This is a genomic window from Oscillibacter sp., from assembly GCF_031978065.1.
Lineage (GTDB): Bacteria > Bacillota > Clostridia > Oscillospirales > Oscillospiraceae > Oscillibacter.
On sequence record NZ_DALZCH010000040.1, the window covers coordinates 1 to 26,547 of the forward strand.

The following is a 26,547-nucleotide window of genomic DNA, read 5'->3' on the forward strand; positions in this document are numbered from 1 at the left end:
GAAAAATCACCGTGGGCTTTTCTTTTCAACTGTTCAACTTCATTTACAATCAACCGTCCAAAATTTAAACAGCAAGTCTAACAGTCAGTATTATCAAAACAGAAGCAGCCAGATACCTATATAGAGCATCTATCGTCTGTTTCTGTTTCCACGGCGTATTTATACAAATCCATACAAAATTCAAAAAGTCGTGCTATACTGCCCGTAGGAGTGATACGATGAAGCGGATTTTAATTATAGAAGATGAGCCGGACATTCAGGAGCTGCTCTGCGCCTATCTGCGGGACGCCGGCTATGAAACAGGCACCGCCGGGGACGGCGTGGCGGCGCTAGAGCTTTTTCACAAAGAAAAATGGGACCTGCTATTGCTGGACTTGATGCTGCCAAAGATCGACGGATACGGCGTGTGCGAACTGGTGCGGCGGGAATCGACGGTACCCATTATTATGTTGACCGCGCTGGACGCGGAGGAAAACCAGCTTCGGGGCTTTGACCTGCAAATTGACGACTATGTGACCAAGCCCTTTTCCACCCAGATTCTGCTGCGGAAAATTGCTGCGGTGCTTCGGCGGACAGACGGAGAGACGGAAACCCATCAGCTCGTCTACAAGGACATCACCCTTGATTTGGATGACTACCGTGCCAGCGTTGACGGCCGCCCATTAGACCTGACCACCCGGGAATTTGAGCTACTGCGGGAGCTGCTGCAAAATCAGGGGCGGGTACTGACACGCGCCATGCTGCTGGGGCGGTTATGGAATTGTGATTTTCTGGGCGACGAGCGCATTGTGGACAGTCACATCAAAAACCTGCGAAAAAAGCTGGAGCGGGATCATATCGAAACTGTGCGAGGGGTGGGATACCGAATTGAAAAAGTGCTTTGAAAGGGTGCGTTCCAGCCTGACTCTGCGAATTTTTTTCATCACCGCGCTGATTTTGTTCGCAGCCTGCGGCGTCACCTATCTATTTATCGCCTGGGCCACGCCCATCACCTATCAGTCCATTGCAACAGACGCACTGGAGGAACAGACGTATCAACTGGCCAACCAGCTGCAGAGCACCACGCTGGAGGAAAGCGGCCCGCTGCTGGACAGCTTTCGCATGGACACAGGGGCCGATGTGACAATTACCGACGCAATCGGCAAGGTCGTAGATGTGCCGACATACTTTGTGACCAAGGACACGGCCACTGCATGGAGTGACGTCACCACCACGACGGTATCGGATGAATTCATAGCATCCGATACGCAAACGGCCACAGCGTTGAGTGAGGATTCCCCTTTGGGCGGGCTCGCTGGCATCGTCACGGCGGTGGCTATTTCCAATTCCGACTGGAATGTTCCGTTTGCGTTTGCCGATAGCAGCGAGATGTATGAGCTGATGGTGACGGTAAGCATCGCGGCGGTTAACCAGACCGTGGAGGCCATGGGGCGGGTGCTGCCGTGGCTTGCGGTGGTCATCCTTGCCATTTCCCTGCTGGGTGCCCTTTTTTACTCCCGTTATATTACAAGACCCATCGTCCGGATCAGCGGGATTTCGCAGAAGATGGCGGATCTGGATTTTTCATGGCAGTGCGGAGAAAATCGAGGAGACGAGATCGGCATTTTAGGACAAAACCTGAATGAACTGTCCCACAGTCTGTCCACGGCGTTGACGGATCTGAAAACCGCCAACGCAGCACTGCAAGAGGACATTGACTACGAACGAGAGCTGGAGCGCCAGCGCACTGCCTTCTTCGCTGCCGCCTCCCATGAGCTGAAAACGCCCATCACCGTACTGCGTGGGCAGCTTTCCGGGATGCTGGCTGGGGTGGACGTCTATCAGGATCGGGACAAATATCTGGCTCGCTCCCTCGCCGTCACCGGACGGATGGAAACGCTGGTGCAGGAGATGCTGACCATCTCGCGGATGGAACGCTCAGGCGGCGCGGTCAAGCGGGAAGTGGTACTGCTCTCCGGCCTTCTCAAGGCACAGATCGAGCTTGCGGAGGATTTGTCCATTCAGCGCCAGCAGACCATCCACGCAGAAATCGCGCAGTGCCTGACAGTCATGGGGGACGAAACGCTGATAGGACGCGCTATCCTAAATCTGCTTACCAACGCCATGAACTATTCACCGCCCGGCTCCTGCATCTCTGTTTGCCTGGAATTGAACGAAGCGGGGATACAGCTCGGCGTGGAGAACAGTAACGCGCATATCCCGGAGGAAGCGATGCCGCATCTGTTTGAAGCCTTTTACCGTGTAGAAGCATCCCGTAGCCGGGAGACCGGCGGCAGTGGCCTTGGCCTGTATCTTGTGAGCATGATTCTGGACCGACATGGCGCGGCGTACGAGATTTTCAACACCGACGATGGCGTCAGGGCAACTGTGCTCTTTCCGCCGCAGCCGTAAATTACTTCACACAAACTCCATCTAAAATACAACTCCTCTCCAAACGAGCTGTGTAGTATGAAACACAGTTCGTTAGAGAGGAGTTTTTTATGCAAAAATGGACCATCTGGGCGGCCGCGGCAATTCTGGCGGCCGGTCTCTGCGCCTGCGGCGCAAACCCGACGGAACCGGCGGAAACACCCTCGAACAGCGGTGTCTCTGCACAGGCTGTTCACGCGCTGGGCCTGACAGCACAGCAGCGTATGGAGGACTATGAAGCCCTCTGGGCCACACTCCGGGACAGCTATCCCTGCTGGGGAATTTTGGAGCGTGAGGGTGTGGACGTGGACGCCATCTATCAGGAATATAAGGAGTTAGTGTCGGACAGTGACAGTGACGTGGATTTCTACTCTGCTATTTACAGCGCACTGTGGCGGCTGGGCGCGAACGGTCATCTGTGGATCGTGGAGCCGGACACTTATGCATCCTATGTCGAGAATCTGGCGGCTTATCAGGATGCTGACCGGGGCCGCTGGGCAGAGGTTCTGAAAAGTGAAAAGACCGCAAGCGGGTATCAAAAGCTGGACAACCTGCTCCGCTTGCTTGGTGGGGACGAGGACGGCGGCACGCCGGTGGCAGACACCCCTGACACCGTGACGTCCATGATCCTGCCGGGCAATATTGGTTATCTGAAAATCAACAGCTTCTCCGGGAATATGGAGACAGACGGTGCAGCCATTGCAGATTTCTATGCCCAATGCGCCAATTGCGACGATCTAATTTTCGACCTGACGACAAACAGCGGCGGCAGTGAGGACTATTGGGAGCAATTGATTGTCGCGCCCAATATTGAAAAAACCTTGAGTGCCAGCCACACCGCGCTGGTGCGGATGAGCGAAAATAATACGCCTTATCTGGAAAACGTCTTTTCCGCAAGTGAGCTATATACCATCGCCCAGCTGCCGGACCTGCCAAAGCTGGATGCTGCGGACCGGGCGCTGGCAACCCACTATGTCACCATCGATCACACGGTTGTCCCCGCTGTCCGGCGCAGCCCGTTCCGCGGCCGCATTTGGGTGCTTGTAAGCGATGCAGTCTATTCCGCCTCAGAGTCGTTTTCCATCTTCTGCAAAGACACTGGGTTTGCCACCTTGGTGGGTACGCAGACCAGCGGCGACGGCATCGGCATTGATCCGATTTTCCTTCAGCTCCCAAACAGCGGCATCCTCGTCCAGTTCACCGCCCTGTTTGGTCTGAACGTGGACGGCAGCAGCAATGAGGAGACTGGCACCACGCCGGATATCGTATCCGCCGACGGAGAAAATCCACTTGTCACGGCGCTCCGTGCCATCAACGCACAGAAAGGAATCGAACCATGAACATCACAATTGATCACCTGAATATGACCTACCCCACGGGCAAGCAAGCCCTGCGGGACATAAATCTGCAAATGGAGACGCCCAGTCTCATTGGTTTGCTTGGCCCCAACGGCGCGGGAAAATCCACATTGATGAAGCTGCTGGTGGCGGCGCTTTTGCCTACCGACGGAAGTATCTCCGTGGATGGCACGCCGCTGACAGCCTGCGAAAAGCAGTTAAAATCTAGCCTTGGCTATCTGCCGCAGCACTTTGGCCTCTATGACGAGCTGAGCATCTGGCAGTTTCTCGACTATATGGCGGCCCTGAAGGGCATTCAAAACAGCAGAGATGCCATCGAGCGGGCCATTACAGCAACGGATCTAACGGAAAAGCGTAAGGCCAAAATCCGTACGCTCTCCGGCGGCCAACGCCAGCGGGTGGGCATTGCCCAAGCCCTTTTGGGAACCCCTGAATTCTTAATTTTTGACGAACCGACGGTGGGCCTGGACCCGGAGGAGCGCATTCGCTTCCGCAATTTCTTTTCGGAAACGGCGCAGGATAAGCTGGTACTCCTCTCCACTCATATCATCGAAGACGTACAGTCAGTCTGCAATCAGCTCATTGTTATCGATCAGGGGCGGATTCTCTTTACCGGCACGCCGGAAGCCCTCATCCGGCAAGCGGAGGGCCATGTTGGCATGTTTCTGGAACAGCGGGGCGACAGTGAAAATCCCAGCCTGCATATTACATCTCGGGTCAACACAGCCCAAGGGGTGCTTTGCCGCGGTGTGTCGGAGACATTGCCCGGCGGGGCGCAGGCGATGGAGCCGACGTTGGAAGACGCATACCTGTTCCTCATCACCAGGGAGGGCGGGGCGCAATGAAATTTTCCGCTCTGACCCGCGTGGAGCTGGGTCGGGTGGCGCGCAGCCGCCTGACCTGGCTGGCGTGTGCGCTGACCGCTCTGGCCCCCTTGGCGGGATATCAGTTTTTTCAGCCAACCATTGGGGATACCATGGCGGCGCTATACCTTGCCAATCCTCTGCTCACCTGCGGTATCGCCGGGACGCTGTGCTTTGCGATTCTGATGCTGACTACCTTGCAGCAGGCTTGCAAGAATGGCCTGAATGCATTGACGGACGCCATCGTTAGTCCCATGGCCATATGTGCCGCACGCCTGATTGCGGTGCTGACGGCGGCGCTGGGTTCATCAGTGGCCATCGGCCTTTTGTATCTGCCTTATACCGCATGGAAGCTGGACATCGTGTTTTCTCTGTCCGACTATGTGCTGGCGGTACTGCTGTTTATGCTCTCCGGACCTGTAATGGGCGTCCTTGCCGCCGCCGCTCTCTGGCATCTGACCCGTCGGCTGGATGTGAGCCTTGTTGCCATTTTGGCCGCATGGGTGTTCACGCGCAGCTCCATTTGCAGCGGTTTCTTTCTGCTGCACTGGAACGTACCGCTGGTACCTACGCTATCCGACGCCTTTGGCAGCGCCATCGTTTGGCGCACGGCCATCTACAGCCGGATGGTCTGGCTGTGCCTGCTGGGAGGCGCATGGCTTTTGTCCCTGCTTTGCGTGAGGCAATACGGAAAGGGGCTGCTTGGCTCGTTTCTCCGACATGCTCGCAAGCCGGCACTGCCACTGCTGGCCGTGATGCTGCTCTGCGGCGGGAGTCTGCTGTGGTGCTACCAGCCCTTTGTTGATCACACCCCCGCCAACTGGCAGAAGCTGATGGACGCGGAGCCGGACCGCAGCAACGCATTCCTGACGCTGCAAAGCACGCAACTGAATGTGAAAATCGAAAGCTATCTGCTGGGAACGATGTCAGGGGTGGCGGAGTATCGTATTCAAAACGCATCCGGCGCAGCGCAGGAGTTGTACTTAAGCCTGAAATCCGGTCATGCCATCCGCTCTGTTACGGCCAACGGAGAGCCGATTGCATGGGAGGATTTAAAAAATGACAGCATCGCCGCCCACGAGGTGCGCTGCACACTTCCCGCAGACGCAGAAATCGACCTGAGGGTGGAGTACGGCGGCATGGCACAGATGTGGAATCAGCAGGAATATGCCCTTGGTGCGGATGTCATCAGCAGCGAGAGCGTCACTATGACCAGCCGGTCGCTTGCGCCGGTGGTGTCAGGCTGCGTACTGATTCCCGACGACGCGAAGGTTTCCCTGTCGATTGATTTGCAAAGCGACCTTACGCCTGTGGGGAGCGGGACGCTTACCCGGCTCTCCAAAAACGACGACGGAACGGTGACGTGGAGCATGGAGGATACGGGTACCGATCGGCTGTTCCTCTACGCGGGGGACTACGTCTGCAAGGAGTTGGATGCGGGCGACGGAACGGCCATTCCGTTTTATTATAGCAAAAAGTATCAGTCCCGGCTGGAAAACGGTGCGCTGGAGCTGATGGAGCAGGCGGTGCAGTATTGTACGGCTCATTATGGCTCAAAATTTCTAAGCTCCGATGGCTTCCAGATCATCCAGACCACGGCCTTCAACTTCGGAGGTTTTGCCACGGGTAATATCAGCGGCATGGGCGAAAGCTACTTCAGCGACGAAAATCTCAACGACCCGGACAAGGGTCCGGGAAGCGCGGAGATATTGGCCCACGAGATTATCCACCAGTGGTGGGGGCTGGGTGCAATGCTGATGGACATGGAGGACAGCGCCTGGAACGACGAGGGCATCACCGTCTACACAACCTACCGCCTGATGTGCCAGATTAAGGGGCAGGAATACGCGCGGAAAAACTATGTTGAGAAATGGGAAAACACGATGGACAATCTCAATGCATCCTTCTACCAGCGGTATCCGGAGTATGTGGAGCTTCTGCCGGAGCGGTTGCAATCCAGCATCCGAGCCAACGCCGATGGGGCAAACTGGTATGACGGCAACGCGCTGATGATTTACCGCGCGGCGCAGTTGATTGGGGAGGAGACGCTGGACGGGGTCTGGGCCCAGCTCTTCACTGAAGGCGGAACGGAGCTGCCGCCGTATATCAGCCTGAATGACTTTCTGACCGCTTGCGGTCTGGAGAAGGGGGATGTTGGACGTGAGTAAGATATTTCTCTATGAACTGCGCCGGATGCTGGGCAGTAAATTTTATCTCGGTTTTGGTACGGTTATTCTGTGGTACGGCTGGCAGCTTTTGAACAACGTCACCATTTTGGGCGTAGCAAATACCGCGCCCTTTTCCCCATGGAGCTTCGGTGCCTATCTGACCGGACTGCTGCCGCTGCTTGGCGTGGTGCTTCTGTTTTTCCTTTGGAATCTGTGCAATGCGCAGGCGCGTGGGGTGCAGAGTCTGACGGACGCCGCGTCCGTGAGGCGGGAACGCTATCAGCTGACAAAATATTTGGCGGCGCTGACCGCGTGGCTCTCGTTGGTCGTGGTGCTGACTATGCTTGGTATCAGCTTCCTGTTGACACTCTTTGGCGATTCTGTCCCTGTGGCGTTGCTGCTGCTAGTGGCCGTTATTACATTGGTGCCGCCGGCCGCTCTGCTGCTGGGGGTCGGCGCGGTGGCAGGCGGCCTGCACTCGTGGACGCTGTTTGTGCTCATGGCCCTGACCTTTGGAGTCGAATTCCTGCCGGGCGATTTATACGGAGCGTCGCTGTTTACGGAATATCCTCTTACCCTCGGTGTGCTTGACCCCGCATTCTCCATGCCGCCATCCGTAGCAATTGGAAAATTGGCTGTGCTGCTTGTTGGTATCGGATTACTGCTTCAAACTATGGTATCCAAAAGAGTTAGACTTTGCAGAAATTGAGCAAACAGGGGTGTGTGACGCATCTTTCGTTTCTGAGCAAAATGAACTGAGAAATTATGAGTACACCTAATGACACAACAAGAGACGTATCCGAACAAATACGGTTTGTTTTTGTCAATGGCCTTTTCGGCTGCATGATAAATCGTGAGTAGTGGATAAGTATAAAAGACCGTTCGTCTGCAAAGACGAGCGGTCTTTATTACAGCTATAAACACTCCTGTGACCCCCTGCACGTCAAATAGAAATTCTCTTGGAAGAGCGGCATCCGACTCTCCGGCCCGGCGCTGGACAAGCCGAAGAAGGATGAGATTCAAGCCAAAACTCGGGGTTTTTTGGACAATGCGAGCGGGTTGAATTGGAACGGCGGTTCAGTCTGGAAAAGCGCAAGTGCGGCTTGGGGCTGATTATGACCATGCTGCGCCAAACCATCGCCCACAGCGTTGCTATGTCCATTCTGGCGCTGAATCTCAGAAAAATTCAGCGCGCCGTGCTATGGCTTTTTGCACGTTTGTCTCTCTGAATGTCACCGCAGAAAAATATCCTTTGTTCAATTGATATTAGCTACTCCCCCGTTCACACCGCACGGCAACACGGCTGTTCCCACCATAAGTGCAGGTAAAAAGCGTCAAGCCCGGATTTTCAGACCTCATACCCTGCATGTCCGAAGATGCCAGGGTCTCCACAGTTACTACCTGATAGCTATAAACAAAGCCATCTACATCAGTAAAAGTAATCAAATCACCCTGCTTTAACTGCTTAAGTAGGCTGAAATGCCGCTTGTAGTTATGGCCGGCAATAATCATATCATCCGTCAAAAAAGAACCGGAGTAGCGGCAGGGCGCTTTTTTCAGCTTTGGATAGCTCCAATTGTCCATCACCGGCAGAGAGAGCCCCAGCGTGGAAATATCCAGCACGCCGATGTAACTTTCGTCCTTCACGCTGACCGACTGAATTTGTTTGGCGGTGGTCTCGGTATTTGTCTTGTCAGGCAGCTCCGGAATAATTTGCTGGGTCAAAACCTGTACCGTTTCCGCAGCCTGACGGTCAGCCAGTGTCTCTTCCATACAGTTGAACGTCATTAGAAAAAGAGAACCCGCCAACAACAGGCTGCCGGCAGCCATCAAAACGATATCCCGTCTAATTTTCATGGTTTTGCCGTTTATAGTGCTCCCACCAGCCGCGGCTGAACAGCATGATCCCCAGAACCGCCATCATCGGAATTGGCCATTGCAGCAGCCCGGTCTGGGGAAGGCTTGCCAGGGGTATGAGTTCCGGCGCTAAGTCAGCCGTTGTTGGTTCATCGGTTTTTGGGAGCACCGGTGGAGTGATATTTGTCGTATACATGTTGGTAATTGTAAAGATCGCCCCCTCCTTCGAATACGAAACCGTATAATCGTCGGGAACGGTGTCTTCAATCACGGACCAGGTATATCCGGTGGAGAGATTGTTCCAGGCATATCTCCAGTTATTGCTCTGTGAAAGCCGCACGGTATAAAAAACTCTGTCGTCACGGAGCAGGGAAACCATAATGGAATTTGGGCGAAGGTCCCCTTCATCGCCGTCATTCCATATCTTCAGAACCGTAACGTTGATGGGGTCGCTGCCGGGGGACGTGTACGGCTGGTAGGACACTTTGACGGTGGCGGTGGTCGTCGTCTTTTCATTGGAATCCGGAAGGGTGACCAGAGATGGGCTGAAGGAATACGTACCGCTGCTTGTCGACAAGGAATCGCCAAAGATCAGATAGGTGCCCTCCTGATTCAGAGTGAACGTGCAGTTGCCGCTGCTGTTCGAAGCCAAGGGCGCGTCGGAGGGGTGAATCGAGGTTTTGTGGGCCCGGGCGTAAACAGCCAGCGTGTTTGCAGCGTCCGCCCAGTTGATTTTGTTGTCGGTACCCGCCTTGATGTTGGCCCCTGAATCTTTAAAATCATCGGTTAGATCATAGGAGTCGCCGGATTTCTCCAGAACCCGGTAAATATGAAACGTCGCGCCGGAAATTGCAGTCCCACCATACATGCAGTTCAGCGTAATAGAATACGGGGAGCTGTCCGCCAAGGCCTCCGTGGTTGTGAGGGAGACGGTGATACACAGCAGCGCAGCCAAATGAAGCAGCTTTTTCAGGATGGATTTCATATGGGCTATTCGCCTCCCTTCTCTTTCTCTCGGCCTTTTTGAGCGGTTCCAGTTTTACCCGGAGCGGCCAACAGCCAGATGAGCAAGACCAGCAAAATGGGTGCGGCAATTACGGGTGCCACTATTAAAGGATCAACTTGTACTGCGTCTGCGGCAATATAGGTCTCGTCGGGTGTCTCTACCCGATGCCCGCGAACCAGAAGACGCTGTGTGTTGATTCCATAAGGCGTACAGGTAACCAGCGTGCAGTAATCCTCGTTGGGGTCAATGTCCAGTGACGAGACCTCGTTCGGCTCCACAATCAAAATCTGATCTACCGTATAGGTCAATGTCTCATGCAGAACCGTAATGGAAAAAGTATCGCCGATATCCAACTCATCAAGATTGGTAAAAAGCTTTGCCGAAGGCAGTCCTCGGTGACCGGAAAGTACGCAATGGGTTCCTATTCCGCCCACAGGAAGCGAAGAACCCGTCAGATGCCCGATGCCGGCGGCCAGTACCGGCTCGGAGGTGCCGTGATAGATGGGCAGTCGGATCCCAATCTTTTGGATAGAAAGATAGCCCATCATACCGTTCCCATCTAAATTAAGTAAACCATTACACTCCGCCTCTTGTATATCTGTCAATGTGAACCATCTTTCACCCTGATTGAGCAGCTTTTCGTTATACGCCTGTGCCGCCTGAAGAGAATCTATAACGTCCTGTTCCGTTAGCTTACCCATGCTTGAGTCATAACTGGCAACAGCCCGGCTTTGGTGAAAAGAGTTGTAATAATTGCTGACGCTGGGATAGAGCAGCACGGAGAGACCCACTAAAAAAACAAATATTAAGATCATGGTAGGGTAGTGCTTTTTCATAGGTTTCTCCCTGCTTCCGATTGGAGGAAAGTAATACTTCCCCCAATCGGAGCAGTATTCATATTAGAATTATTATAGAAAAAGTCGATTAGTTTTCGTTCTTTACACGCTTACGGGCAATCAGCATAATCCCGGCGCCGGCCGCCAGCGTGCTGCCGACGGCATAGAAGATCGTGGTACCCATGCCACCGGTGGAGGGCAGTTCATTGCCAGTCAGGTTCACGACGTTGGTGCTTAGCGTGCTGCTTGCGGCTCCACCGTCCACGGAAACCGTGGGAGAATTGCTGAGCAGCGCACCGTTAGCATCATAACTTGCGCTGATTTGAATTTTGACGGGATCGGGCAGCAGATTATAACCGTCGGGAGCCTTTGTCTCGTGCAGGTAATAGATGGTGGAATCGTCCAGACCCTTAATCACGATGGAACCCGCGGAAATCGTGGTGACAGTACCGGTTGTTCCGGAGGGCGCAATCGTATAGCTGTTACCGCTTTTGATCAGCGCGATGGGGCTATTGGCTGAATTACTGTCCGTATTCAGGATAAACTCCGCGCCTGTCAAGGGGTGGCTATCTTTATCCGTCTTGTTTACATCCATGGTAAAGGTCCAGTCATAAACCTTCACCGGCGGCGTCTCGCCGCGACCGTCATCATAGGGGTTGTTGCTGTATTCCAGATAAGCGGTGTTGTCATTGGAACCATCTGTGTAGATCTTCGCACTTTCATTTAAAGTAGCGTTGTAGTAAACATAGAAGCTATCAGTCGTAGTGAGGCTTTGGGCCGCGATGAGAGCTTTTACATTGCTGAAGGCAACCGTGAAGGAATGTGCATCGGATGTAATCGTATAGTCGGTGTTTAGTGTCAATACCTTGCTGTCCTCGTCATTGATCTTGATAACCAGGGAACTGGGGTCAAATGTGAGGCCGTCGCTCATGGTATCGTGGATCACATAGGTATAGGTGGTGTAATTGTTGGTATCGGGCACCGAGGTGATCGTACGGTAGTGCACTGTGTCACCGATTTGGTTGTCTCCCACATTGCCCCAAGAACTCAATTCATTGTGTTGAATTTCTTTCGTCAGCGAGGGCACGCTCAGCTTTGGTTGAATGGTTGCGGTGGGTTTTGCGGTGGTCAGGGAGACAGAGGCGGTCACCGTGGCATCTCCACTGCCGCCGGTGCCGTAAACCAGATAGTATCCGGCGGAAGTCAAAGGAATCGAGGCGCTTTCACCGCTGGCTGTGGCAAAGCCGGCCGGAACCACTGACTTCCCCGCAATATAATTTGTGTAGACAGCGTCGGCAAAGCTGCGGACGTCCGCATCTGATGCCGTCGACAACCAGTTGATTAGAGCAGAACCCGAAAAACCATTGTATGTAACGCTCAGGCAGTCGCTATCCACCGTATAGGAAAAAGCTGTCTTGGTCGTATCGTAAACTAGGTTGAAAATCTTATAGGCTGCGTAGGTATTCCCGTCGATTGATACCCCAGTCTTGCTGGCATCATTTTCAACATCAATGGAATAGTCGACTGCGAATGCAGGAATGGTCAGCGCCAGCATCAAAGCCGCTGCCAGTAAAAAGTTGAATGCTCTTCTCAATGGTTTCATCGAATTTCCCCTTTTCCACTATACTAACTTTTTTGTTGAGAATCCAAGAGATACAGTTATGCCGCGTTCCTCCGTTTCTTTTTCTTTTTCCATAGGAGAATGGAAGACAGGAGCAGAAAGCTCAGTCCGGTGGCAGTGTAGAGATAGGTTCCGGACCCGCCGGTGTCCGGTAGTTCATAAAAATTCGTCTTGCTGTTGGTAATCGTACAACTGCCGCCGGAATCGACGGAGGTGGGGGTGAACTGGCCAATCAGGTTGGTGGGATTTCCATTCTGATAGACTCCAATCTCCACGACCGTATATGTTTTGTTCTGGTCTAGATCAGACCAGGTATATCTCCAATTGTTGCTGTTGCTTAAGATCTGCTTATCCACGAGGTTATCGCCCTGGTCTCGCAGCTCCACCTCAACGCTCCAGTCCGTGAGGTCGCCAGTGGTCAGCACATTGCCGTTTAAGTCCTTCCATACCTTGTTAACGGTATAGTCGCACGACTTCGGAAGCTTACCGACAAAATCGTCGCGGTGGTTTTCAGCTTTGATCGTAACATTGTTGCCAATAACGGTGCCGTTTATATTATGGTTAACTATGATGTTTGCTCCCGGCGCGAGGATGGAGCAGTATTCCAGTCTTGTGCTGATCGTCATTCCATTGCAGTTTGTAAAGTTCCAGAGGACTCTTCCGTTTGTGAAAGTCGTTACCTCCTGGAAATTCAGAGCATTTCCGGACTCCGAATAAATCTTACATTCCGGCATGTTAAATGTACGCGAGTTCCATCCTGTGCAATCCACGTTGATAATCATCGTACCGTCTGAAAGCGCACTACCATTAAACGTAAGACCGCGGACGTTGCAGTAATTGTATGCGCTCAAAGCATTTGCCGTGGTGTTGTAGACACCGACGCCGCCCGGGTCGGTCAGCGTCACACCACTTTTTGTCTGGTCTCCGCTATTCACAAGGGAGACTCTGATATTCTGATCGAGTATAGCGGACAAACTGTACGATAAGCCCTCTGCTTCGCTTTTTACCGCTTGGAGATCAATGAATGGCGTGCTGCTTGTGTCATAATCTTGCCAAAGGGCCGTTGCGTTAGATAATTTGTGGCCTTTAACCGTAAAGTGGGTCCCGCCATCCGTGGTGTCAACCGCATTATCGGAGCCCAACACCAGCAGCTCGTTGTCTCTGGGACCGTTGGCATTCAAGTTCGGATAATTTTGAACATAGCTGACTTCACTGAGCGGGGACAGGCCCTTTGTTCCAAAGTCCCCGACCTTGCTTAAGGTTTGCGCCAGTATGTTCCCGTTACAATCCGCGCTTATGTATAAGGTATCAAAAGCGACCAGGCTGAAATGTCCCGCAATGCCAAGCGGCCGGCCAACATTATATTCGGAATCGGTAAAAACAGGCGCATCCGAAGGAACCCGCTTATAAGTCAGCGTGCTGCTGACGGGAAGCTTAGGCGCCACCGCGAACGTTGAGAAACTGTCCGTTGTAAATGTGATGCCCTGATCCGCGTCCGACATGTCCGCTGAACTGCCCGCAGTTTTCTCCACTGCGAGCTTCTGGAGAGAGGGATCTGAGTTCTCGTTTAAAACGTGAAAGACCTGGGCTTCCTCCGGTGCAACGGCACTGTCCGTAGTATCCACAATGGTTACGCCCACCTCACTCCCGTCCGGCTCCACCTTCAGGCCATCCAGAAGGAAATAGATGTCATAGGCGCTAAACCCCGTGGAACTGACCAGGCCACCTTCCTCTACCAGCAACTGCTGAAGCTGGGCATAGCGGTCCGGGGCGCTCTCCTGCGTGATCCGACCCGCGTGGAACTCGGCGTCCATTGGAATGGAGTCGGGATCCTGCGGGACTGCTGTGACCGTCAGCCCGTTCCCGTCGTCATAGGTGTATTCAGACGGTTGAATGATCTCTGGCGCCTTGATCAAACTGTCGAGCGGAATGCCGGGATTGGTGTTTTTTTCCGCTTCAGCACCGGGAATGGGCTCTGCGCCGGGTGTGTCCGGCTCTGTGCCGGGTGTGTCTCCCTCACCGGTACCCGGCTCTGTGCCGGGTGTGTTTCCCTCATTGGTACCCGGTTCCGTGCCAGGCGTGTTTCCCTCATTGGTACCCGGTTCCGTGCCGGGCGTGTCTCCCTCATTGGTACCCGTCTCTGTGCCGGGTGTGTCTTCCTCATTGGTACCCGTCTCTGTGCCGGGTGTGTTTCCCTCATTGATACCCGGCTCCGTGCCGAGCGTGTCTCCCTCATTGGTACCCGGCTCCGTACCGGGTGTGTTTCCCTCCGGCTCCGTGCCGGAGGCAACATCCCCGGTCCCCGTCGCTTCATCCGTGTTTTCCGCATCTTCTCCGGGCAGAGCTTCCTCAGAGGAAGCTGAATTCTTGCTGGTCTCCATGGTGTTTGGATCTTCAGTTAGCGTCACAGCAGGAAGCGTCAGCAGACGAAAAGTGCTCATAGCCACTAAAAACGATAAAATGGACAGAGTGCAAAACATTTTTTTCCATCTTTTGTGTTTCTGAATAAAAACCATGAGCTGGCTCTCCGTATTATATTTTTGTAACAACCAATCCCACCCCCTTCCTGAAGAACTAGATACTCAATTGACAGGTCCTAATTTAGAAAGTGGCCAGATCCGGAAGACTACTTTTCCGACCAACTGTTCCTCTGCAACGTTTCCGATTACCTTGGAACGGCTGTCTACCGACGTTGCCCGATGGTCGCCGAGTACGAACCAGCGCTCCTCTGGAATCTGGCAGGGAAGCGTAATGTCACACTGTCCCAACGCGTTCTCTTGAACATAAGGTTCCTCCAGCGCCTGCCCGTCTATGTAAACAATTCCGTTTTGATCAATACTAATCCACTCGCCGGGGAAACCCATCACTCGTTTCAACAAAACTTTATTATTGTAATAAAAAGCGATAATATCGTCCCGCTGAAAATGCTTTGACTTTGATGCGACCACCAGTTCCCCCTCGTTCAAAGTAGGCTCCATACTGCTGCCTTCGATCTGAAGGACTGAAAAAAAGAACGTTGAGCAGATAATGGCTACCGCGGCCACAACCACCAAAGTCCAGACTGTGCCTCGCAGTGCCCGGTTAAATACTTTTTTATGGTGGCGCCGATCCAATTCTTGGTTTAATTGTACCAGCGTAGGACGTGTGTTTTTCTGCGTTCCCATCTCTTACTCAATTGCCCCGGTTGGGAATCTGTATATCAAATCCGCATGCTGTCAGCATATCCTTTAATCCCTCATGGCTGTTGTAAAATTGATCCAGTTGCAGTTGCAGAGCATCCCAGAAAGCCGCAGCCTTTCTCTGGCTCTCCTCTTCCGCCTGCCGGCATATTATATCGGTGGCCCGAATCTGCGCTTCCGCCCGCTCGTTTGTCTCGGTCTCCATCTGGCGTGCTTTCTTTTCCGCATCCACCTCTTTTTGGCGTATGCTGGCAAGATACTGATCCGCCGAAGCCTGCGCCACCTGAAAAATCCGATTGATTTGCAGCGAAGCCTCTGCGATGGATCCGCACTCTTCCACCTGGATGATCTGGGCTTTTTGCTGAGATTGCAGCTTTGCAATCTGTGTCCGCTGCTGCTCCAGTTCAGCTTCCTGATCCCGCAGGATACTCAACAGCTCCGTCTTGCTAAGATGCCTGATTTCAATATCTGTCATTGATTCTACACTCCTTGCGCCACACCTCTGTTTTGTGGCAATTTTCTGCTGCGCAGCGATCTATGATTGTACAGTTCCTAATAAAAGGCTTCCGTGCCTATTTTTTCAAGATATATCTATTAGACTTTTAATTTCGCTTTCGTTGAAGCCTCCTGTATTCCTGTGACTGCCCGCCGACCCTATACTAATGGTGGGTTATTTTGCTTAGCATATAAATTTGCCTTCTATTCTTATTCTGGACTGAGTATAAACATTCTCCATAGGCATCTTGTTTTTTAATGTTATTTTCGTAAACGACCTATTCGGCTGCGTGATAAGCCGTGAGTAACGGATAAGCCAAAACCACTCGCCCTTGTAGGGCGAGTGGTTTTCTTTACCTTATCATTTGATTAGTTCTTTCTATAGCTGGCATCCACCGAGGGACGTACCAAAAACATCACTGCATATTCCATTATTCATGTTGGTTCTAACTTAATCCAGGTGCATACCATTAATCTAACTCACGACTAATTAGTTTAAATGAGTGCAACAAATTTGCAACATTAAAATAAGATGCAAACAGGCTCAAACGGGAATAATAAAAAGCGGAGTGCAGTCCTAAGCAGCATAAAAAAACTCTTGGAACCACTGTAATTCAATGGTTCCAAGAGTTTTTCTTTTGGCAGCGGGTGAAGGATTCGAACCCTTACAGACGGAGTCAGAGTCCGGCGTGCTACCATTACACAAACCCGCTATCTGCCGTCCGCAGTGCAAGCAATCTGCGCAGCGAACAGATATTATTATACAAAAAATTCCGGAGTTGTCAACCCCTTTTTAAAAAAAATACCTGGAATACTTTTTGCACCCGGTCACAAACTAGCAAAGGGTGATTTTATGAGCAAAAAACAGCGGCCCGACCGTTCCGTCAGGCACGCGCCCGCCCTGCGCCTGGAGCCGGAAAATCGGCTTTGCCCAGCCTTTGACCCGACGAGCATCGCACTCTTCCCCGTGGCCAATCGGGGCGAGATGGGCGTGCGGGTAGTGGACAATTTCTGCGAAGAACACATTATGTAATACCTGCCCACGCCAAAAAAGCGGAATTTCCCCGAAAAACCCCGGCTCTGCTTTCGGCGGAGCCGGGGTTTGTTTGTCCACTCTGGGTTTGTCAATGGGCGTAAATTGTGATACAATTCGGTAAAAACCGGCAGGCAAATCCTTTGCCTGCCCGAAATCGGAAGAAACAGAGGAAGTACCTATGAAACGCTGTTTTATTTTCGCCGCGGGCAGCTTTTACGGCCTGCGGGAGCGTCCCGCCCCCGGCGACCTTATCATTGCCGCCGACGCGGGTTATCTTCTGTGCCAAAAGCTTGGCATCGCGCCGAACCTTGTGCTTGGGGACTTTGACTCTATGGAGGAGCCGTCGGGCGTGGCTGTACACCGGTCCCCGGTGGAAAAAGACGACACCGACGCCATGCTGGCTTTGAAAACCGGGCTTGAGAAGGAATGCGACACGTTTTACCTCTACGGATTTACCGGCGGGAAACGACTGGACCACACTCTGGCAAACCTTCAATCCCTGCTGTTTCTTCGCCGCAAAGGGGCCCGGGGGTGGCTGTACGGCGACGATTTCCTCTGGACGGCCATTGAAAACGAGTCCCTCACCATACAAAAAGAGGTGGAGTGGGGCCTGTTTTCCGCGTTCTGTCTGGGGGCTCGGGCGGAGGGCGTAGACGAGACGGGGTTTCAGTATCTCCTGAGTAATGCCGTGCTCACGCCGGAATTTCCGCTGGGCGTCAGCAATCATTTCCTTGAGTCCGAGGCTGTGATCTCAGTCCGCCGGGGCGCGCTGCTGGTGGGCTGGGAGTTGGCCCACCACAACTCGTGATACTACAAGTGGTATAACGAACTGCATAAACAAAGATTGCACCGGACAAAAAGGTATTGTATAATTGCCTCAAAGGTTGACCTTTCGGAAATGAAAGCGCGGCCCATTGATAGCCGTGGGACCGGGGCGGGCACGGAGCTGAAGGAGGAATACACGATGGCAACATTTACCGTAAACGGCAAAGCTGTAACCGTGCCGAACAACCAAAAGCTCATCCGGTTCCTGCGGGACGAGCTGCATCTGACTTCCGTAAAGGACGGATGCAGCGAAGGCGCATGCGGCACCTGCACGGTGCTGGTGGACGGAAAGCCCACCAAGGCCTGCATTCCCCAGACCGACAAGCTGGAGGGGAAAAACATCGTAACGGTGGAGGGCCTGAGCGACTTTGAAAAGGACGCGTTTGCCTATGCCTTTGGCACGGCGGGGGCCGTGCAGTGCGGATTCTGCATTCCGGGCATGGTGATTTCGGCCAAGGCGCTGATAGACGGCAACCCCAGCCCCACCCGGGAGGAGGCGGCTTTTGCCATCCGCAACAACATCTGCCGCTGCACTGGGTATGTAAAAATTATCGACGGGATCCTGCTGGCGGCGGAGGTGCTCCGCACCGGAGAGATTCCCGCGCCGCCCGAGGACTGGGGCCTTGGCGCCCGGGTCCCCCGTGTCGATGTGCGGGAAAAGGTGACGGGTACAGGGCTGTACACCGACGATGTGTAGCTGGACGGAATGATTTACGCCAGCGCGCTGCGCAGCGCCTAACCCCGGGCGCGGGTGCTGGCCATCCATACGGAAGAAGCCAAGGCCCTTCCCGGTGTGGTGGGCATTTTCACAGCAGAGGATATCCCCGGACAGAACAAGGTGGGCCACCTCGCAAAGGACTGGGACACCATGATCGCCGTCGGGGACATCACCCACTTTCTGGGAGACGCCATCTGCGTGGTGGCCGCCGAGACGCAGGATATTCTGGCGCAGGCCAAGGCGCTGATAAAGGTGGATTATGAGGAGCTTCCCATGGTCCGCAGCCCCAGAGACGCCATGCTGCCCGACGCGCCGCTGGTTCACAAAAGCGGCAATCTCCTCTCTCACAAGCATATCCAGCGGGGCAACCCGGCGGAGGCCATCGCCAAATCGAAGCATATATTGACCCAACGCTTTTCAACGCCCTGGACAGAGCACGCATTTTTGGAGCCGGAGTGCGCCGTCTCTTTCCCCGAGGAGGACGGCGTTGTGGTCTGGTCCACGGATCAGGGCGCATACGACACCCAGCACGAGATTTTGGGAATGCTTGGCCTGCCTGCCGAAAAGGTGAAGGTGAAAAACCTGCTGGTGGGCGGCGGCTTCGGCGGCAAGGAGGACGTAAGCGTCCAGCACCACGCGGCGCTGGTGGCATATCTTACTAAGCGCTCGGTAAAAGTGAAGTTCTCCCGAGCGGAGAGTCTTCTCATCCATCCCAAGCGCCACCCCATGGAAATGGAGTTTTCCATGGGCTGCGACGAAAACGGCATCATTCAGGGCGTGGCGGCGGAGGTCATCGCGGACACCGGGGCCTATGCGTCACTGGGCGGGCCTGTCTTGGAGCGGGCCTGCACCCATGCCTCCGGCCCGTATAACTATCAGAATTTTGAAATCGACGGCTGGGCCTATTACACCAACAATCCCCCCGCCGGCGCGTTCCGGGGCTTCGGCGTGACCCAGACCTGCTTCTGCGTGGAAAGCCTTTTGAACCAGATGGCGGATTTGGTGGGCATCACTCCTTGGGAAATCCGCTGGCGCAACGCCATTCGCCCCGGGCAGGAGTTGCCCAACGGCCAGCTTGTGGACGAATCCACCGGCCTTGCCGAAACGTTGGAGGCCGTGAAGCCCTATTATGACGCGGCAAAATACGTGGGCATCGGCTGCGCCATGAAAAACGCGGGCGTGGGCGTGGGCATCCCCGACACCGGACGGGTAAAGCTGACAGTGACAGACGGAAAGCTCCACATTTTTGCCGGTGCGTCCTGCATCGGGCAGGGACTGGGCACAGTCCTGACCCAGATGACCGTGGAAAAAACGGGCCTCAAGCGGGACGACATTATTTACGAGCGATCCAACACCTATCTTGCCCCCGACTCCGGCACCACCTCCGGTTCCCGGCAGACCCTGATTACCGGCGAAGCTTGTCTTCGTGCCTGTGACCAGCTCTGCGCCGCGCTGAATGGAAAAACGCTGCCGGATTTGGAGGGACAGGAATTTTACGGAGAATATCTGGCGAAGACCGACCCTCTGGGCGCGGACGTGCCCAACCCAGTGAGCCACGTGGCCTACGGCTACGCCACGCAGATCTGCATTCTCAACGACGACGGAACGGTCAAGCAGATTGTGGCGGCCCACGACGTGGGCAGGGCTGTGAACCCCACCTCCGTGGAGGGGCAGATTGAGGGCGGCGTGGTGATGTCCATGGGCTACGCGCTGACCGAGAAGTATCCTCTTCAAGACTGTAAGCCTCTTGCTAGGTACGGCACTCTGGGCTTGCTGCGCTCCAACCAGATTCCCGACGTGAAGGCGCTGATTGTGGAAAAACCGGGCTTGAACGTGGCGCTGGGGGCCATCGGCATTGGTGAAATCACCTCCATTCCCACCGCGCCTGCCATCGCGGATGCCTATTTCCGGTACGACGGGGTATTCCGCAGCAGTCTGCCGTTGGAGAACACGCCTTACGCGAAAAAATAAAGCGGCCCTCCCAAGGGAGGACCGCCGGGGGCTTCCACTTTTATTGCGTCAGAGTCCGGCTCAGGGCCTGACCCAGCCAGACCCCCAGAAGACAGCCTGTTAAGCTGAGGAATATGTACAGCGCGGCTTGTCCGCGATTCCCCTCGGCAATTAGCTGCACCGACTCCAGCGAAAAGGTGGAGAAGGTGGTAAAGCCGCCGCACACCCCGGTCTTCAAAAAGAGCAGAAGGCGTCCATCCATCCGGCGGCGGACTGCATAGCCGGTGAGAAAGCCGATGACCACCGCGCCCAAAAGATTCACAAGAAGCGTTGAAACGGGAAAGCTCCCCCGCCATGGGAGCAGCCCGATCCCATATCGGGCGACAGCCCCCAAGCCGCCGCCAAGGCCCACAACCAGAAAATTCATAGGATGCTCCCCTCTCCCAGCAAATCCTTCGCCCGGCGCAGCGCCTGCGGCGTGTCCACGTCCCACAGCTCCCCGGGGGGAACCTCCAAAAGCCGCAGCTCATCCTCGTGGCGGCGGATTACCGCCGCGCCGCCCACATCACCGGAAAGCTCCATCAGCTCGGGATAGAACTTCTCGGGAAAGATGCAGGGGTTGCCCCTAACGCCACCGTGGGAAAGGGCGGCAAGCTTCTCCGATTCCTCACGCCAGAAATTCACTAGCGCCGTCACGGATTCCCGCCGCAGAAGCGGCTGGTCCGACACCTGAAAGCACACGGCGGTGCAATCCCGCAGCGCCGTAAGCCCCAACTGAAGGGAGCGGCTCAGGCCCAGCTCAGGCTTGTCGTTGTGCAGGGCGGCGAAGTGAAACTCCCCCGCCAGCTTCAGAACGTCCGGATACTGGGTGACCACCACCACGGAGGAAAAGCACTCCGTTGGAACGGTCTCCAAAGAGCGCAGAATCAAAGAACGTCCGTCCAGCGCGGCTTCCAACTTATTTTTCCCAAAGCGGCTGGCGTTTCCAGCCGCCAGCACCACACAGCCCGGTTTTTTCATACGGGAACCCTCAACCTTCGTTTTGGTTTTTCATATTACCCCATAGTATATCCACTTTTCCCATGGCCAGTCAAGGGGGCGGGAACGGTTCAGTTAATAAAAAGGAGGCCAAACCATGAGCAAAAGCGTCGGCAAAAGCATCGTGCGCGTGGACGCATACGAAAAGGCCACGGGCCGTGCAAAATACATGGATGATTTGTGCGACGGCTCTGCCCTGATCGCCAAAATCAAGCACAGCTCCATCGCCCACGGATACGTGAAGTCCGTTGATATCAGCGAGGCGGAGGGCATTCCCGGCGTGGTGAAAATCTTCACCTGCTTCGACGTACCTGATATCCCCTTCCCCACCGCGGGCCACCCTTGGTCCATGGATCCGCATCATCAGGACGTGGCGGACCGGAAGCTGCTGAACCAGCATGTGCGGTACTACGGAGACGACGTGGCCGCCGTGGTGGCGGAGGACGAGGTGGCGGCCATGCAGGCCATCCGGGCCATCAAGGTGGAATACGAGGAGCTTCCCTTTGTGCTGGACCCGCAGAAGGCAATGGAGCCGGACGCGCCCCAGATTCATGAAAACTACCCCGGAAACATCCTTGCCCACACCGAGATTCAACGCGGCGACTATCAGGCCGCCATTCAGGAGCCAGGCCTGATCCGTGTGGAGGGCTGGTACGACACCCCCACTGTTCAGCACTGCCACATTGAAAACCACGGCTGCTTCGCCTATGAAGAGGCAGGCAGGATGGTGGTCGTTTCTTCCACCCAGATTCCCCACATTGTCCGCCGGGTAGTGGGGCAGGCCATGGGCATTCCATGGGGCAATGTCCGCATCATCAAGCCCTATATCGGCGGCGGCTTCGGCAACAAGCAGGACGCGCTGTACGAGCCCCTGTGCGCGTGGCTCAGCTCCATGGTCGGCGGGCGGCTTGTGAAGCTGGATTGCACCCGGGAGGAGACGTTTGTCTCAAACCGCGTCCGCCACGCCATCCGCACCCACATCATCTCTTGGGTTCGTCCCGACGGAACGCTTGTGGCCCGGAAGTTCGAGGCATTTTCCAATCAGGGGTCCTACGCCTCCCACGGCCACGGCGTGGTGGCCAAGGGCATGGGCGCGTTCCCCCAGCTTTACCCCTGCGACAACGTGGAGTGCGACGCATGGTCGGTGTACACCAACCGGCCCGCCGCAGGCGCCATGCGGGGTTACGGCATCCCGCAGGCCATGTTCGCCGGAGAAAGCCACATTGAGGACGTGGCAAAAGCGGTGGGCCAGAATCCCGTGGCTTACCGCCGGGCGCATCTGATGCCTGTCGGGTATGTGGACGCCTTCTCCAAAAACGAGCTGTATACCGACACCTTCAATCAGTGCATGGACAAAGGCATGGCCTACATTGACTTCCAGCGCAAATACGAGGAATATAAGAACCAGACCGGCCCCATCCGCCGGGGCATCGGCTGCGCGGTGTTCTGGTACAACACCGCCGTGTGGCCCATTTCCATGGAAAGCTCCTCCTGCCGGATGGTGCTGAATCAGGACGGGTCCCTTCAGTTCCAGACCGGAGAGACGGAAATCGGTCAGGGCTGCGACACCGCCTACTCCCAGATGGTGGCCGACGCGGTGGGCGTGCCTGTGGGAAACGTCCACGTCGTCTCTACGCAGGACACCGACATCACCCCCTTCGGTACGGGCGCCTACGCTTCCCGGCAGACCTATATCGGCGGCTTTTCCATCATGCAGACCGGCCTTGCCCTGCGGAAGCGGATTTTGGATATCGCCCATGAGCAAACCCGCATGCCGGTTTCCAATCTGGATTTGGCAGACGGCAATATTGTCCGCAAATCTGACGGACGGATTTTGAAAACCTTGGGAGACGTGGCGATGGAGGCGCTGTACTCCGTGAACGACAGCCACCACATCACCGCCGAAACCACCGCCAGCATCCGAACCAACGCCTATTCCTTCGGCTGCTCCTTTGCGGAGGTGGAGGTGGATATCCCCATGTGCAAGGTGAAGCTTTTGGAATTGGTGAATGTCCACGACTGCGGCACCCTCATCAACCCCCAATTGGCGGAGGCGCAGGTCCACGGCGGTATGTCCATGGCCATCGGCTACGGATTGTCGGAAGAACTGAAATTTGACGAGAAGACGGGAAAGCCCCTGAACGACAACCTGCTGGACTACAAACTGTCCACCTTCTTGGACCATCCCCATCTGGAGGGGCAGTTTGTGGAAAACGCGGAGCCTACCTCCCCATACGGAACCAAGGCACTGGGCGAACCCCCCGCCTGCTCCGGCGCACCGGCCATCCGCAATGCCATTTTGAACGCCACCGGCGTATCCATTGACCGCTGCCCCATCACGCCCCATGTGCTGTACGCGGAGTTCCGCGCGGCGGGGCTGATTCAGGATTGAGAGGAGGAAGACGATATGTATGACATGAAAGCCCTTTACGAGGCAATGACCGTGGAAGAGGCCGTCTCACTCCGCATGGAGCATCCGCAGGCCCAGATTATCGCCGGCGGGTCCGACGTGCTGGTCCAGATGCGGGAGGGAAAGCGGGCCGGTGCGGAGCTGATTTCCATCTATGGCATCAATGCTCTGCGTGGCGTTTGTCTGGAAGAGGACGCCACGCTGCGCATTGGCTCCCTCACCAGCTTTTCCCACATTACCAAGCACCCCCTGATTCAGCAATACGTCAACGTGCTGGGTCAGGCGGTGGATCAGGTGGGCGGGCCGCAAATTCGCAACATCGGCACCATCGGAGGCAACACCTGCAACGGCGTGACCTCTGCCGACTCCGCCGCCACGCTGTTCGCCTGGGACGCGGTGATTGAACTGACCGGGCCGGAGGGCGTGCGCCGCCTGCCCATTCAGGAATTCTATATCAAGGCCGGTAAGGTGGATATCCGGGAGGGCGAAATTCAAACCGCCGTTCTGATTCCCCGGGAAAGCTATGAAAACGCCTATGGCCATTATATCAAATACGCCATGCGCAACGCCATGGACATCGCAACGCTTGGCACCTCCGTAAACGTGCGGCTGTCCTCCGACAAAAAGACCGTGGAGCGGGCACGGGTGGCCTTCGGCGTGGCAGGTCCTATTCCCCTGCGGGCCGAAACAGCGGAGAAAACCGCAAATGGTCAGCCGGTATCCGAGGAATTGGCCGAGCGGTTTGCCCAGGCGGTGAAAGAGGATATTAACCCCAGAGACAGTTGGCGCGCCAGCCGGGATTTCCGGCTGCACATCGCCGTGGAAAGCGCCAAACGAGGATTTATTGAGAGCGTTCGGCTGGCGGGAGGTGCACTGTGATGGAAAAGCATGTAATGCAGTATAAAACCGTCCGTTTCACCCTCAACGGCAAGGAGGTCGAGCGAGTGGTGGACACACGGGCATCCCTGACGGATATGCTCCGCAACGATTTCCGCATGACCTCGGTGAAGAAAGGCTGCGAGGTGGGCGAATGCGGCGCGTGCAACGTCCTCATCGACGGCGAGGCGTTCAACTCTTGTATTTACCTTGCGGTTTGGGCGGATGGCAAGTCCATCCGCACGTTGGAGTGTCTGTTAGGCCCCAACGGTGAGCTGGCCGACATTCAGCAGGCCTTTGTGGACGAAGCCGCCATTCAATGCGGCTTCTGCTCCCCGGGCTTCATTCTCACCGCCGTGGAGATTCTGGAAACCGGCGAGGAATATACGGACGACCAGTTGCGTAAGCTGCTTTCGGGCCATCTGTGCCGCTGCACGGGGTATGAAAATATTCTGCGGGCGGTGAAAAAGACGATGTACCGCAGGCTGGGAAAACCCATACCCGAAGAAAACTGACCCAACCGGCCAGGCGTTGCCGCAAGAGAGGGGAATCACTTTTATGAGAACCGTCGTCACCATCGGCCGCCAGCTTGGCAGCGGGGGCCGGGAAATCGGCCTGCGCCTTGCAAAAAAGCTGGGGATCCCCTTCTATGACAAAGAACTGCTGCGCAAGGCGGCGGAAGAGAGCGGCCTGAACGAAAAACTGTTCGATAGCTTTGACGAACGCCCAAAAAGCCTGCTATATTCCATCGCCATGGACTCCTACATGTTTGCGCTGCCGGGCGCGGGCGTCAGCGATTCGCTGGAGCAGCAGGTGTATCAGGCCACCTTTGGCGCCATCCGCCGCGTTGCGGACGACGGTCCCTGCGTCATCATCGGCCGCTGCGCGGACTATGCGCTGGAGAATCGGGACAACGTGTTGAATCTGTTTATCCACGCGCCTTTGGATCGTCGGATTGCCGTGGAGGCCCGGCGGCAAAAGCTTGAAATAGAGCAATCCCGCCAGCAGATTCTGCGGACGGACAAACGCCGCGCCAGCTACTACGAGTATTACTCCGCCAAAAAGTGGGGCGCTGTGGACAGCTACGACTTCTGTCTGGACAGCAGCATTTTCGGGTACGAGGGCACTGTGGAGCTGATTGAAACTTTGATTCGGATGAAGGAACGCTGATAAAATCCGCAGAAAAATTCCGCCGTCCTGAAAAGCCGTTGGCTTTGTTCGCGGGCGCAGCATTAGAGCATTAAAAAGGCCGGAGCAAATTGCTCCGGCCTTTTTTCGCATTTGGGAGACCTATACGCAGGAAGCAAACCCGTCCCATTTCAAGCAGCCCAACGGCCATGCCCGTCCCGTGACCGACTGACCACCCCACCCGAAAGCGTCCCCGGCAAGCAGCCTTTTCCAAAAATCTCCGCAAAGCGGGTGAACTGCTTTGTTTCGGGGCAGACTGCGCATAGAAAGTTCCTCAAAAACAAAAAAACCTCCTTGACATATACCCCCTCGGGGTATATGATGAGGGTGTAAAAAATACCCCCAAGGGGTATATTCCCCAACAGAGAAAGGAGCCAATTATGCGCAAGGAAGCTTATAATATCATCGGAATGCACTGTGCAGCGTGCAGCTCGTCCGTGGAAAGGGTGACCCGGAAGCTGCCGGGAGTTTCCCGCAGCGAGGTAAATCTCACCACCGGCGTGCTGTCCATTGAATACGACGAGAGCCAAACCGCGCCGGAGGACATCGTCAAAAAAGTGGAAAAGGCGGGCTTTGGCTGCAAACCCAAGGAGGAGCGCGGGCAGGCCAAGCCGAAGGAAGAGATTGACGAAGGCGCGCTGGAGCTTCAGCGCACCAAGCGAAACCTTATTGGCGCGATCGTCACTACGGTGATTTTGCTGTATGTATCCATGG

Annotated in this window: 23 protein-coding genes, 1 tRNA gene and 1 pseudogene; 15 read left to right on the forward strand and 10 right to left on the reverse strand. The window is 55.1% G+C overall.

Annotation, left to right across the window (positions count from 1 at the left end; translation table 11 throughout):
• Positions 1-218: 218 nt before the first annotated feature.
• From RTK01_RS07735 to RTK01_RS07765, 7 genes are all read left to right on the forward strand, one after another.
• Entirely contained in the window at positions 219-884 is a 666-nt protein-coding gene (locus RTK01_RS07735; RefSeq protein ID WP_312280426.1) for a response regulator transcription factor, read from the forward strand.
• Complete coding sequence (locus RTK01_RS07740) at positions 868-2,391, forward strand: ATP-binding protein (RefSeq protein WP_312280427.1); 1,524 nt, start codon at positions 868-870, stop codon at positions 2,389-2,391. Before RTK01_RS07735 ends, RTK01_RS07740 begins: the two co-directional genes overlap by 17 nt.
• Before the next feature lie 89 nt (positions 2,392-2,480).
• Positions 2,481-3,749 carry a S41 family peptidase gene (locus tag RTK01_RS07745; RefSeq protein WP_312280428.1) on the forward strand — a complete coding sequence of 423 codons (1,269 nt, stop codon included), beginning with the start codon at positions 2,481-2,483 and terminating at the stop codon, positions 3,747-3,749.
• Positions 3,746-4,612 (forward strand): ATP-binding cassette domain-containing protein, encoded by an 867-nt coding sequence (locus tag RTK01_RS07750; RefSeq protein WP_312280429.1) that lies wholly within the window; start codon positions 3,746-3,748, stop codon positions 4,610-4,612. Before RTK01_RS07745 ends, RTK01_RS07750 begins: the two co-directional genes overlap by 4 nt.
• Complete coding sequence (locus RTK01_RS07755; protein WP_312280430.1) at positions 4,609-6,798, forward strand: hypothetical protein; 2,190 nt, start codon at positions 4,609-4,611, stop codon at positions 6,796-6,798. The genes RTK01_RS07750 and RTK01_RS07755 overlap by 4 nt, the downstream gene beginning before the upstream one ends.
• Entirely contained in the window at positions 6,791-7,507 is a 717-nt protein-coding gene (locus RTK01_RS07760) for a hypothetical protein (RefSeq protein WP_312280431.1), read from the forward strand. Before RTK01_RS07755 ends, RTK01_RS07760 begins: the two co-directional genes overlap by 8 nt.
• 355 nt (positions 7,508-7,862) lie before the next feature.
• Complete coding sequence (locus RTK01_RS07765; protein WP_312280432.1) at positions 7,863-8,027, forward strand: hypothetical protein; 165 nt, start codon at positions 7,863-7,865, stop codon at positions 8,025-8,027.
• A gap of 37 nt (positions 8,028-8,064) precedes the next feature.
• On the opposite strand, the gene RTK01_RS07770 is transcribed toward RTK01_RS07765, so the two are convergent.
• The 8 genes from RTK01_RS07770 to RTK01_RS07805 all read right to left on the reverse strand — a co-directional run bounded on the left by RTK01_RS07770 (position 8,065) and on the right by RTK01_RS07805 (position 16,505).
• Complete coding sequence (locus RTK01_RS07770; protein ID WP_312280433.1) at positions 8,065-8,655, reverse strand: sortase; 591 nt, start codon at positions 8,653-8,655, stop codon at positions 8,065-8,067.
• A complete protein-coding gene (locus RTK01_RS07775) occupies positions 8,645-9,640 on the reverse strand; it encodes a Cna B-type domain-containing protein (RefSeq protein ID WP_312280434.1) in 996 nt (331 codons plus the stop codon). Before RTK01_RS07775 ends, RTK01_RS07770 begins: the two co-directional genes overlap by 11 nt.
• Before the next feature lie 5 nt (positions 9,641-9,645).
• Entirely contained in the window at positions 9,646-10,497 is an 852-nt protein-coding gene (locus RTK01_RS07780; RefSeq protein WP_312280435.1) for a class C sortase, read from the reverse strand.
• 88 nt (positions 10,498-10,585) lie between these two features.
• A complete protein-coding gene (locus RTK01_RS07785; RefSeq protein WP_312280436.1) occupies positions 10,586-12,100 on the reverse strand; it encodes a SpaH/EbpB family LPXTG-anchored major pilin in 1,515 nt (504 codons plus the stop codon).
• Positions 12,101-12,156: 56 nt separating this feature from the next.
• Positions 12,157-14,598 (reverse strand): choice-of-anchor A family protein, encoded by a 2,442-nt coding sequence (locus RTK01_RS07790; protein WP_312280437.1) that lies wholly within the window; start codon positions 14,596-14,598, stop codon positions 12,157-12,159.
• A gap of 102 nt (positions 14,599-14,700) precedes the next feature.
• Positions 14,701-15,282: a signal peptidase I gene (lepB, locus tag RTK01_RS07795; protein ID WP_312280438.1), complete on the reverse strand. Its 582-nt coding sequence runs from the start codon at positions 15,280-15,282 to the stop codon at positions 14,701-14,703.
• 7 nt (positions 15,283-15,289) lie between these two features.
• Complete coding sequence (locus RTK01_RS07800; protein ID WP_312280439.1) at positions 15,290-15,772, reverse strand: hypothetical protein; 483 nt, start codon at positions 15,770-15,772, stop codon at positions 15,290-15,292.
• A gap of 659 nt (positions 15,773-16,431) precedes the next feature.
• Positions 16,432-16,505, reverse strand: a tRNA-Gln gene (locus RTK01_RS07805).
• A 140-nt stretch (positions 16,506-16,645) separates the two neighbouring features.
• On the opposite strand from RTK01_RS07805, the gene RTK01_RS07810 reads away from it, so the two are divergent.
• The 3 genes and pseudogenes from RTK01_RS07810 (at position 16,646) to xdh (ending at position 20,342) form a co-directional block, all read left to right on the forward strand.
• A complete protein-coding gene (locus tag RTK01_RS07810) occupies positions 16,646-16,825 on the forward strand; it encodes a hypothetical protein (protein WP_312280440.1) in 180 nt (59 codons plus the stop codon).
• Positions 16,826-17,006: 181 nt separating this feature from the next.
• A complete protein-coding gene (locus RTK01_RS07815; protein ID WP_312280441.1) occupies positions 17,007-17,636 on the forward strand; it encodes a thiamine diphosphokinase in 630 nt (209 codons plus the stop codon).
• A gap of 156 nt (positions 17,637-17,792) precedes the next feature.
• Positions 17,793-20,342 (forward strand): annotated as a pseudogene (gene xdh, locus RTK01_RS07820) (selenium-dependent xanthine dehydrogenase).
• Between the two features lie 40 nt (positions 20,343-20,382).
• Here the strand turns inward: xdh and crcB are convergent.
• Together crcB and RTK01_RS07830 are read right to left on the reverse strand one after the other, a co-directional pair.
• The gene (crcB, locus tag RTK01_RS07825) at positions 20,383-20,748 is read right to left on the reverse strand and encodes a fluoride efflux transporter CrcB (RefSeq protein WP_312280442.1); all 366 of its coding nucleotides are present in this window, start codon (positions 20,746-20,748) and stop codon (positions 20,383-20,385) included.
• The gene (locus tag RTK01_RS07830) at positions 20,745-21,341 is read right to left on the reverse strand and encodes a nucleotidyltransferase family protein (RefSeq protein WP_312280443.1); all 597 of its coding nucleotides are present in this window, start codon (positions 21,339-21,341) and stop codon (positions 20,745-20,747) included. Before RTK01_RS07830 ends, crcB begins: the two co-directional genes overlap by 4 nt.
• Before the next feature lie 115 nt (positions 21,342-21,456).
• Here RTK01_RS07830 and xdhA point away from each other — a divergent pair, with 115 nt between their 5' ends.
• From xdhA to RTK01_RS07855, 5 genes are all read left to right on the forward strand, one after another.
• Complete coding sequence (gene xdhA / locus RTK01_RS07835; RefSeq protein WP_312280444.1) at positions 21,457-23,751, forward strand: xanthine dehydrogenase subunit XdhA; 2,295 nt, start codon at positions 21,457-21,459, stop codon at positions 23,749-23,751.
• Positions 23,752-23,766: 15 nt separating this feature from the next.
• Positions 23,767-24,648 (forward strand): xanthine dehydrogenase subunit XdhB, encoded by an 882-nt coding sequence (gene xdhB, locus RTK01_RS07840; protein WP_312280445.1) that lies wholly within the window; start codon positions 23,767-23,769, stop codon positions 24,646-24,648.
• Entirely contained in the window at positions 24,648-25,160 is a 513-nt protein-coding gene (gene xdhC, locus RTK01_RS07845; protein WP_312280446.1) for a xanthine dehydrogenase subunit XdhC, read from the forward strand. The genes xdhB and xdhC overlap by 1 nt, the downstream gene beginning before the upstream one ends.
• Before the next feature lie 43 nt (positions 25,161-25,203).
• A complete protein-coding gene (locus RTK01_RS07850; RefSeq protein WP_312280447.1) occupies positions 25,204-25,815 on the forward strand; it encodes a cytidylate kinase-like family protein in 612 nt (203 codons plus the stop codon).
• Positions 25,816-26,213: 398 nt separating this feature from the next.
• Positions 26,214-26,547 (forward strand): cation transporter (locus tag RTK01_RS07855; RefSeq protein ID WP_312280448.1); only part of this gene is annotated, 334 nt, incomplete at its 3' end.

Excerpts from the sequence above, each read along its gene's own strand:
- RTK01_RS07785 (WP_312280436.1), bottom strand. The coding sequence starts at position 12,100 with ATGAAACCATTGAGAAGAGCATTCAACTTTTTACTGGCAGCGGCTTTG.
- RTK01_RS07750 (WP_312280429.1), top strand. The coding sequence starts at position 3,746 with ATGAACATCACAATTGATCACCTGAATATGACCTACCCCACGGGCAAG.
- crcB (WP_312280442.1), bottom strand. The coding sequence starts at position 20,748 with ATGAATTTTCTGGTTGTGGGCCTTGGCGGCGGCTTGGGGGCTGTCGCC.
- RTK01_RS07810 (WP_312280440.1), top strand. The coding sequence starts at position 16,646 with ATGAGCAAAAAACAGCGGCCCGACCGTTCCGTCAGGCACGCGCCCGCC.
- xdhC (WP_312280446.1), top strand. The coding sequence starts at position 24,648 with ATGGAAAAGCATGTAATGCAGTATAAAACCGTCCGTTTCACCCTCAAC.
- RTK01_RS07735 (WP_312280426.1), top strand. The coding sequence starts at position 219 with ATGAAGCGGATTTTAATTATAGAAGATGAGCCGGACATTCAGGAGCTG.
- RTK01_RS07745 (WP_312280428.1), top strand. The coding sequence starts at position 2,481 with ATGCAAAAATGGACCATCTGGGCGGCCGCGGCAATTCTGGCGGCCGGT.
- RTK01_RS07800 (WP_312280439.1), bottom strand. The coding sequence starts at position 15,772 with ATGACAGATATTGAAATCAGGCATCTTAGCAAGACGGAGCTGTTGAGT.
- lepB (WP_312280438.1), bottom strand. The coding sequence starts at position 15,282 with ATGGGAACGCAGAAAAACACACGTCCTACGCTGGTACAATTAAACCAA.
- RTK01_RS07780 (WP_312280435.1), bottom strand. The coding sequence starts at position 10,497 with ATGAAAAAGCACTACCCTACCATGATCTTAATATTTGTTTTTTTAGTG.
- RTK01_RS07790 (WP_312280437.1), bottom strand. The coding sequence starts at position 14,598 with ATGTTTTGCACTCTGTCCATTTTATCGTTTTTAGTGGCTATGAGCACT.
- xdhB (WP_312280445.1), top strand. The coding sequence starts at position 23,767 with ATGTATGACATGAAAGCCCTTTACGAGGCAATGACCGTGGAAGAGGCC.
- RTK01_RS07850 (WP_312280447.1), top strand. The coding sequence starts at position 25,204 with ATGAGAACCGTCGTCACCATCGGCCGCCAGCTTGGCAGCGGGGGCCGG.
- RTK01_RS07815 (WP_312280441.1), top strand. The coding sequence starts at position 17,007 with ATGAAACGCTGTTTTATTTTCGCCGCGGGCAGCTTTTACGGCCTGCGG.
- RTK01_RS07755 (WP_312280430.1), top strand. The coding sequence starts at position 4,609 with ATGAAATTTTCCGCTCTGACCCGCGTGGAGCTGGGTCGGGTGGCGCGC.
- RTK01_RS07830 (WP_312280443.1), bottom strand. The coding sequence starts at position 21,341 with ATGAAAAAACCGGGCTGTGTGGTGCTGGCGGCTGGAAACGCCAGCCGC.
- xdhA (WP_312280444.1), top strand. The coding sequence starts at position 21,457 with ATGAGCAAAAGCGTCGGCAAAAGCATCGTGCGCGTGGACGCATACGAA.
- RTK01_RS07775 (WP_312280434.1), bottom strand. The coding sequence starts at position 9,640 with ATGAAATCCATCCTGAAAAAGCTGCTTCATTTGGCTGCGCTGCTGTGT.
- RTK01_RS07770 (WP_312280433.1), bottom strand. The coding sequence starts at position 8,655 with ATGAAAATTAGACGGGATATCGTTTTGATGGCTGCCGGCAGCCTGTTG.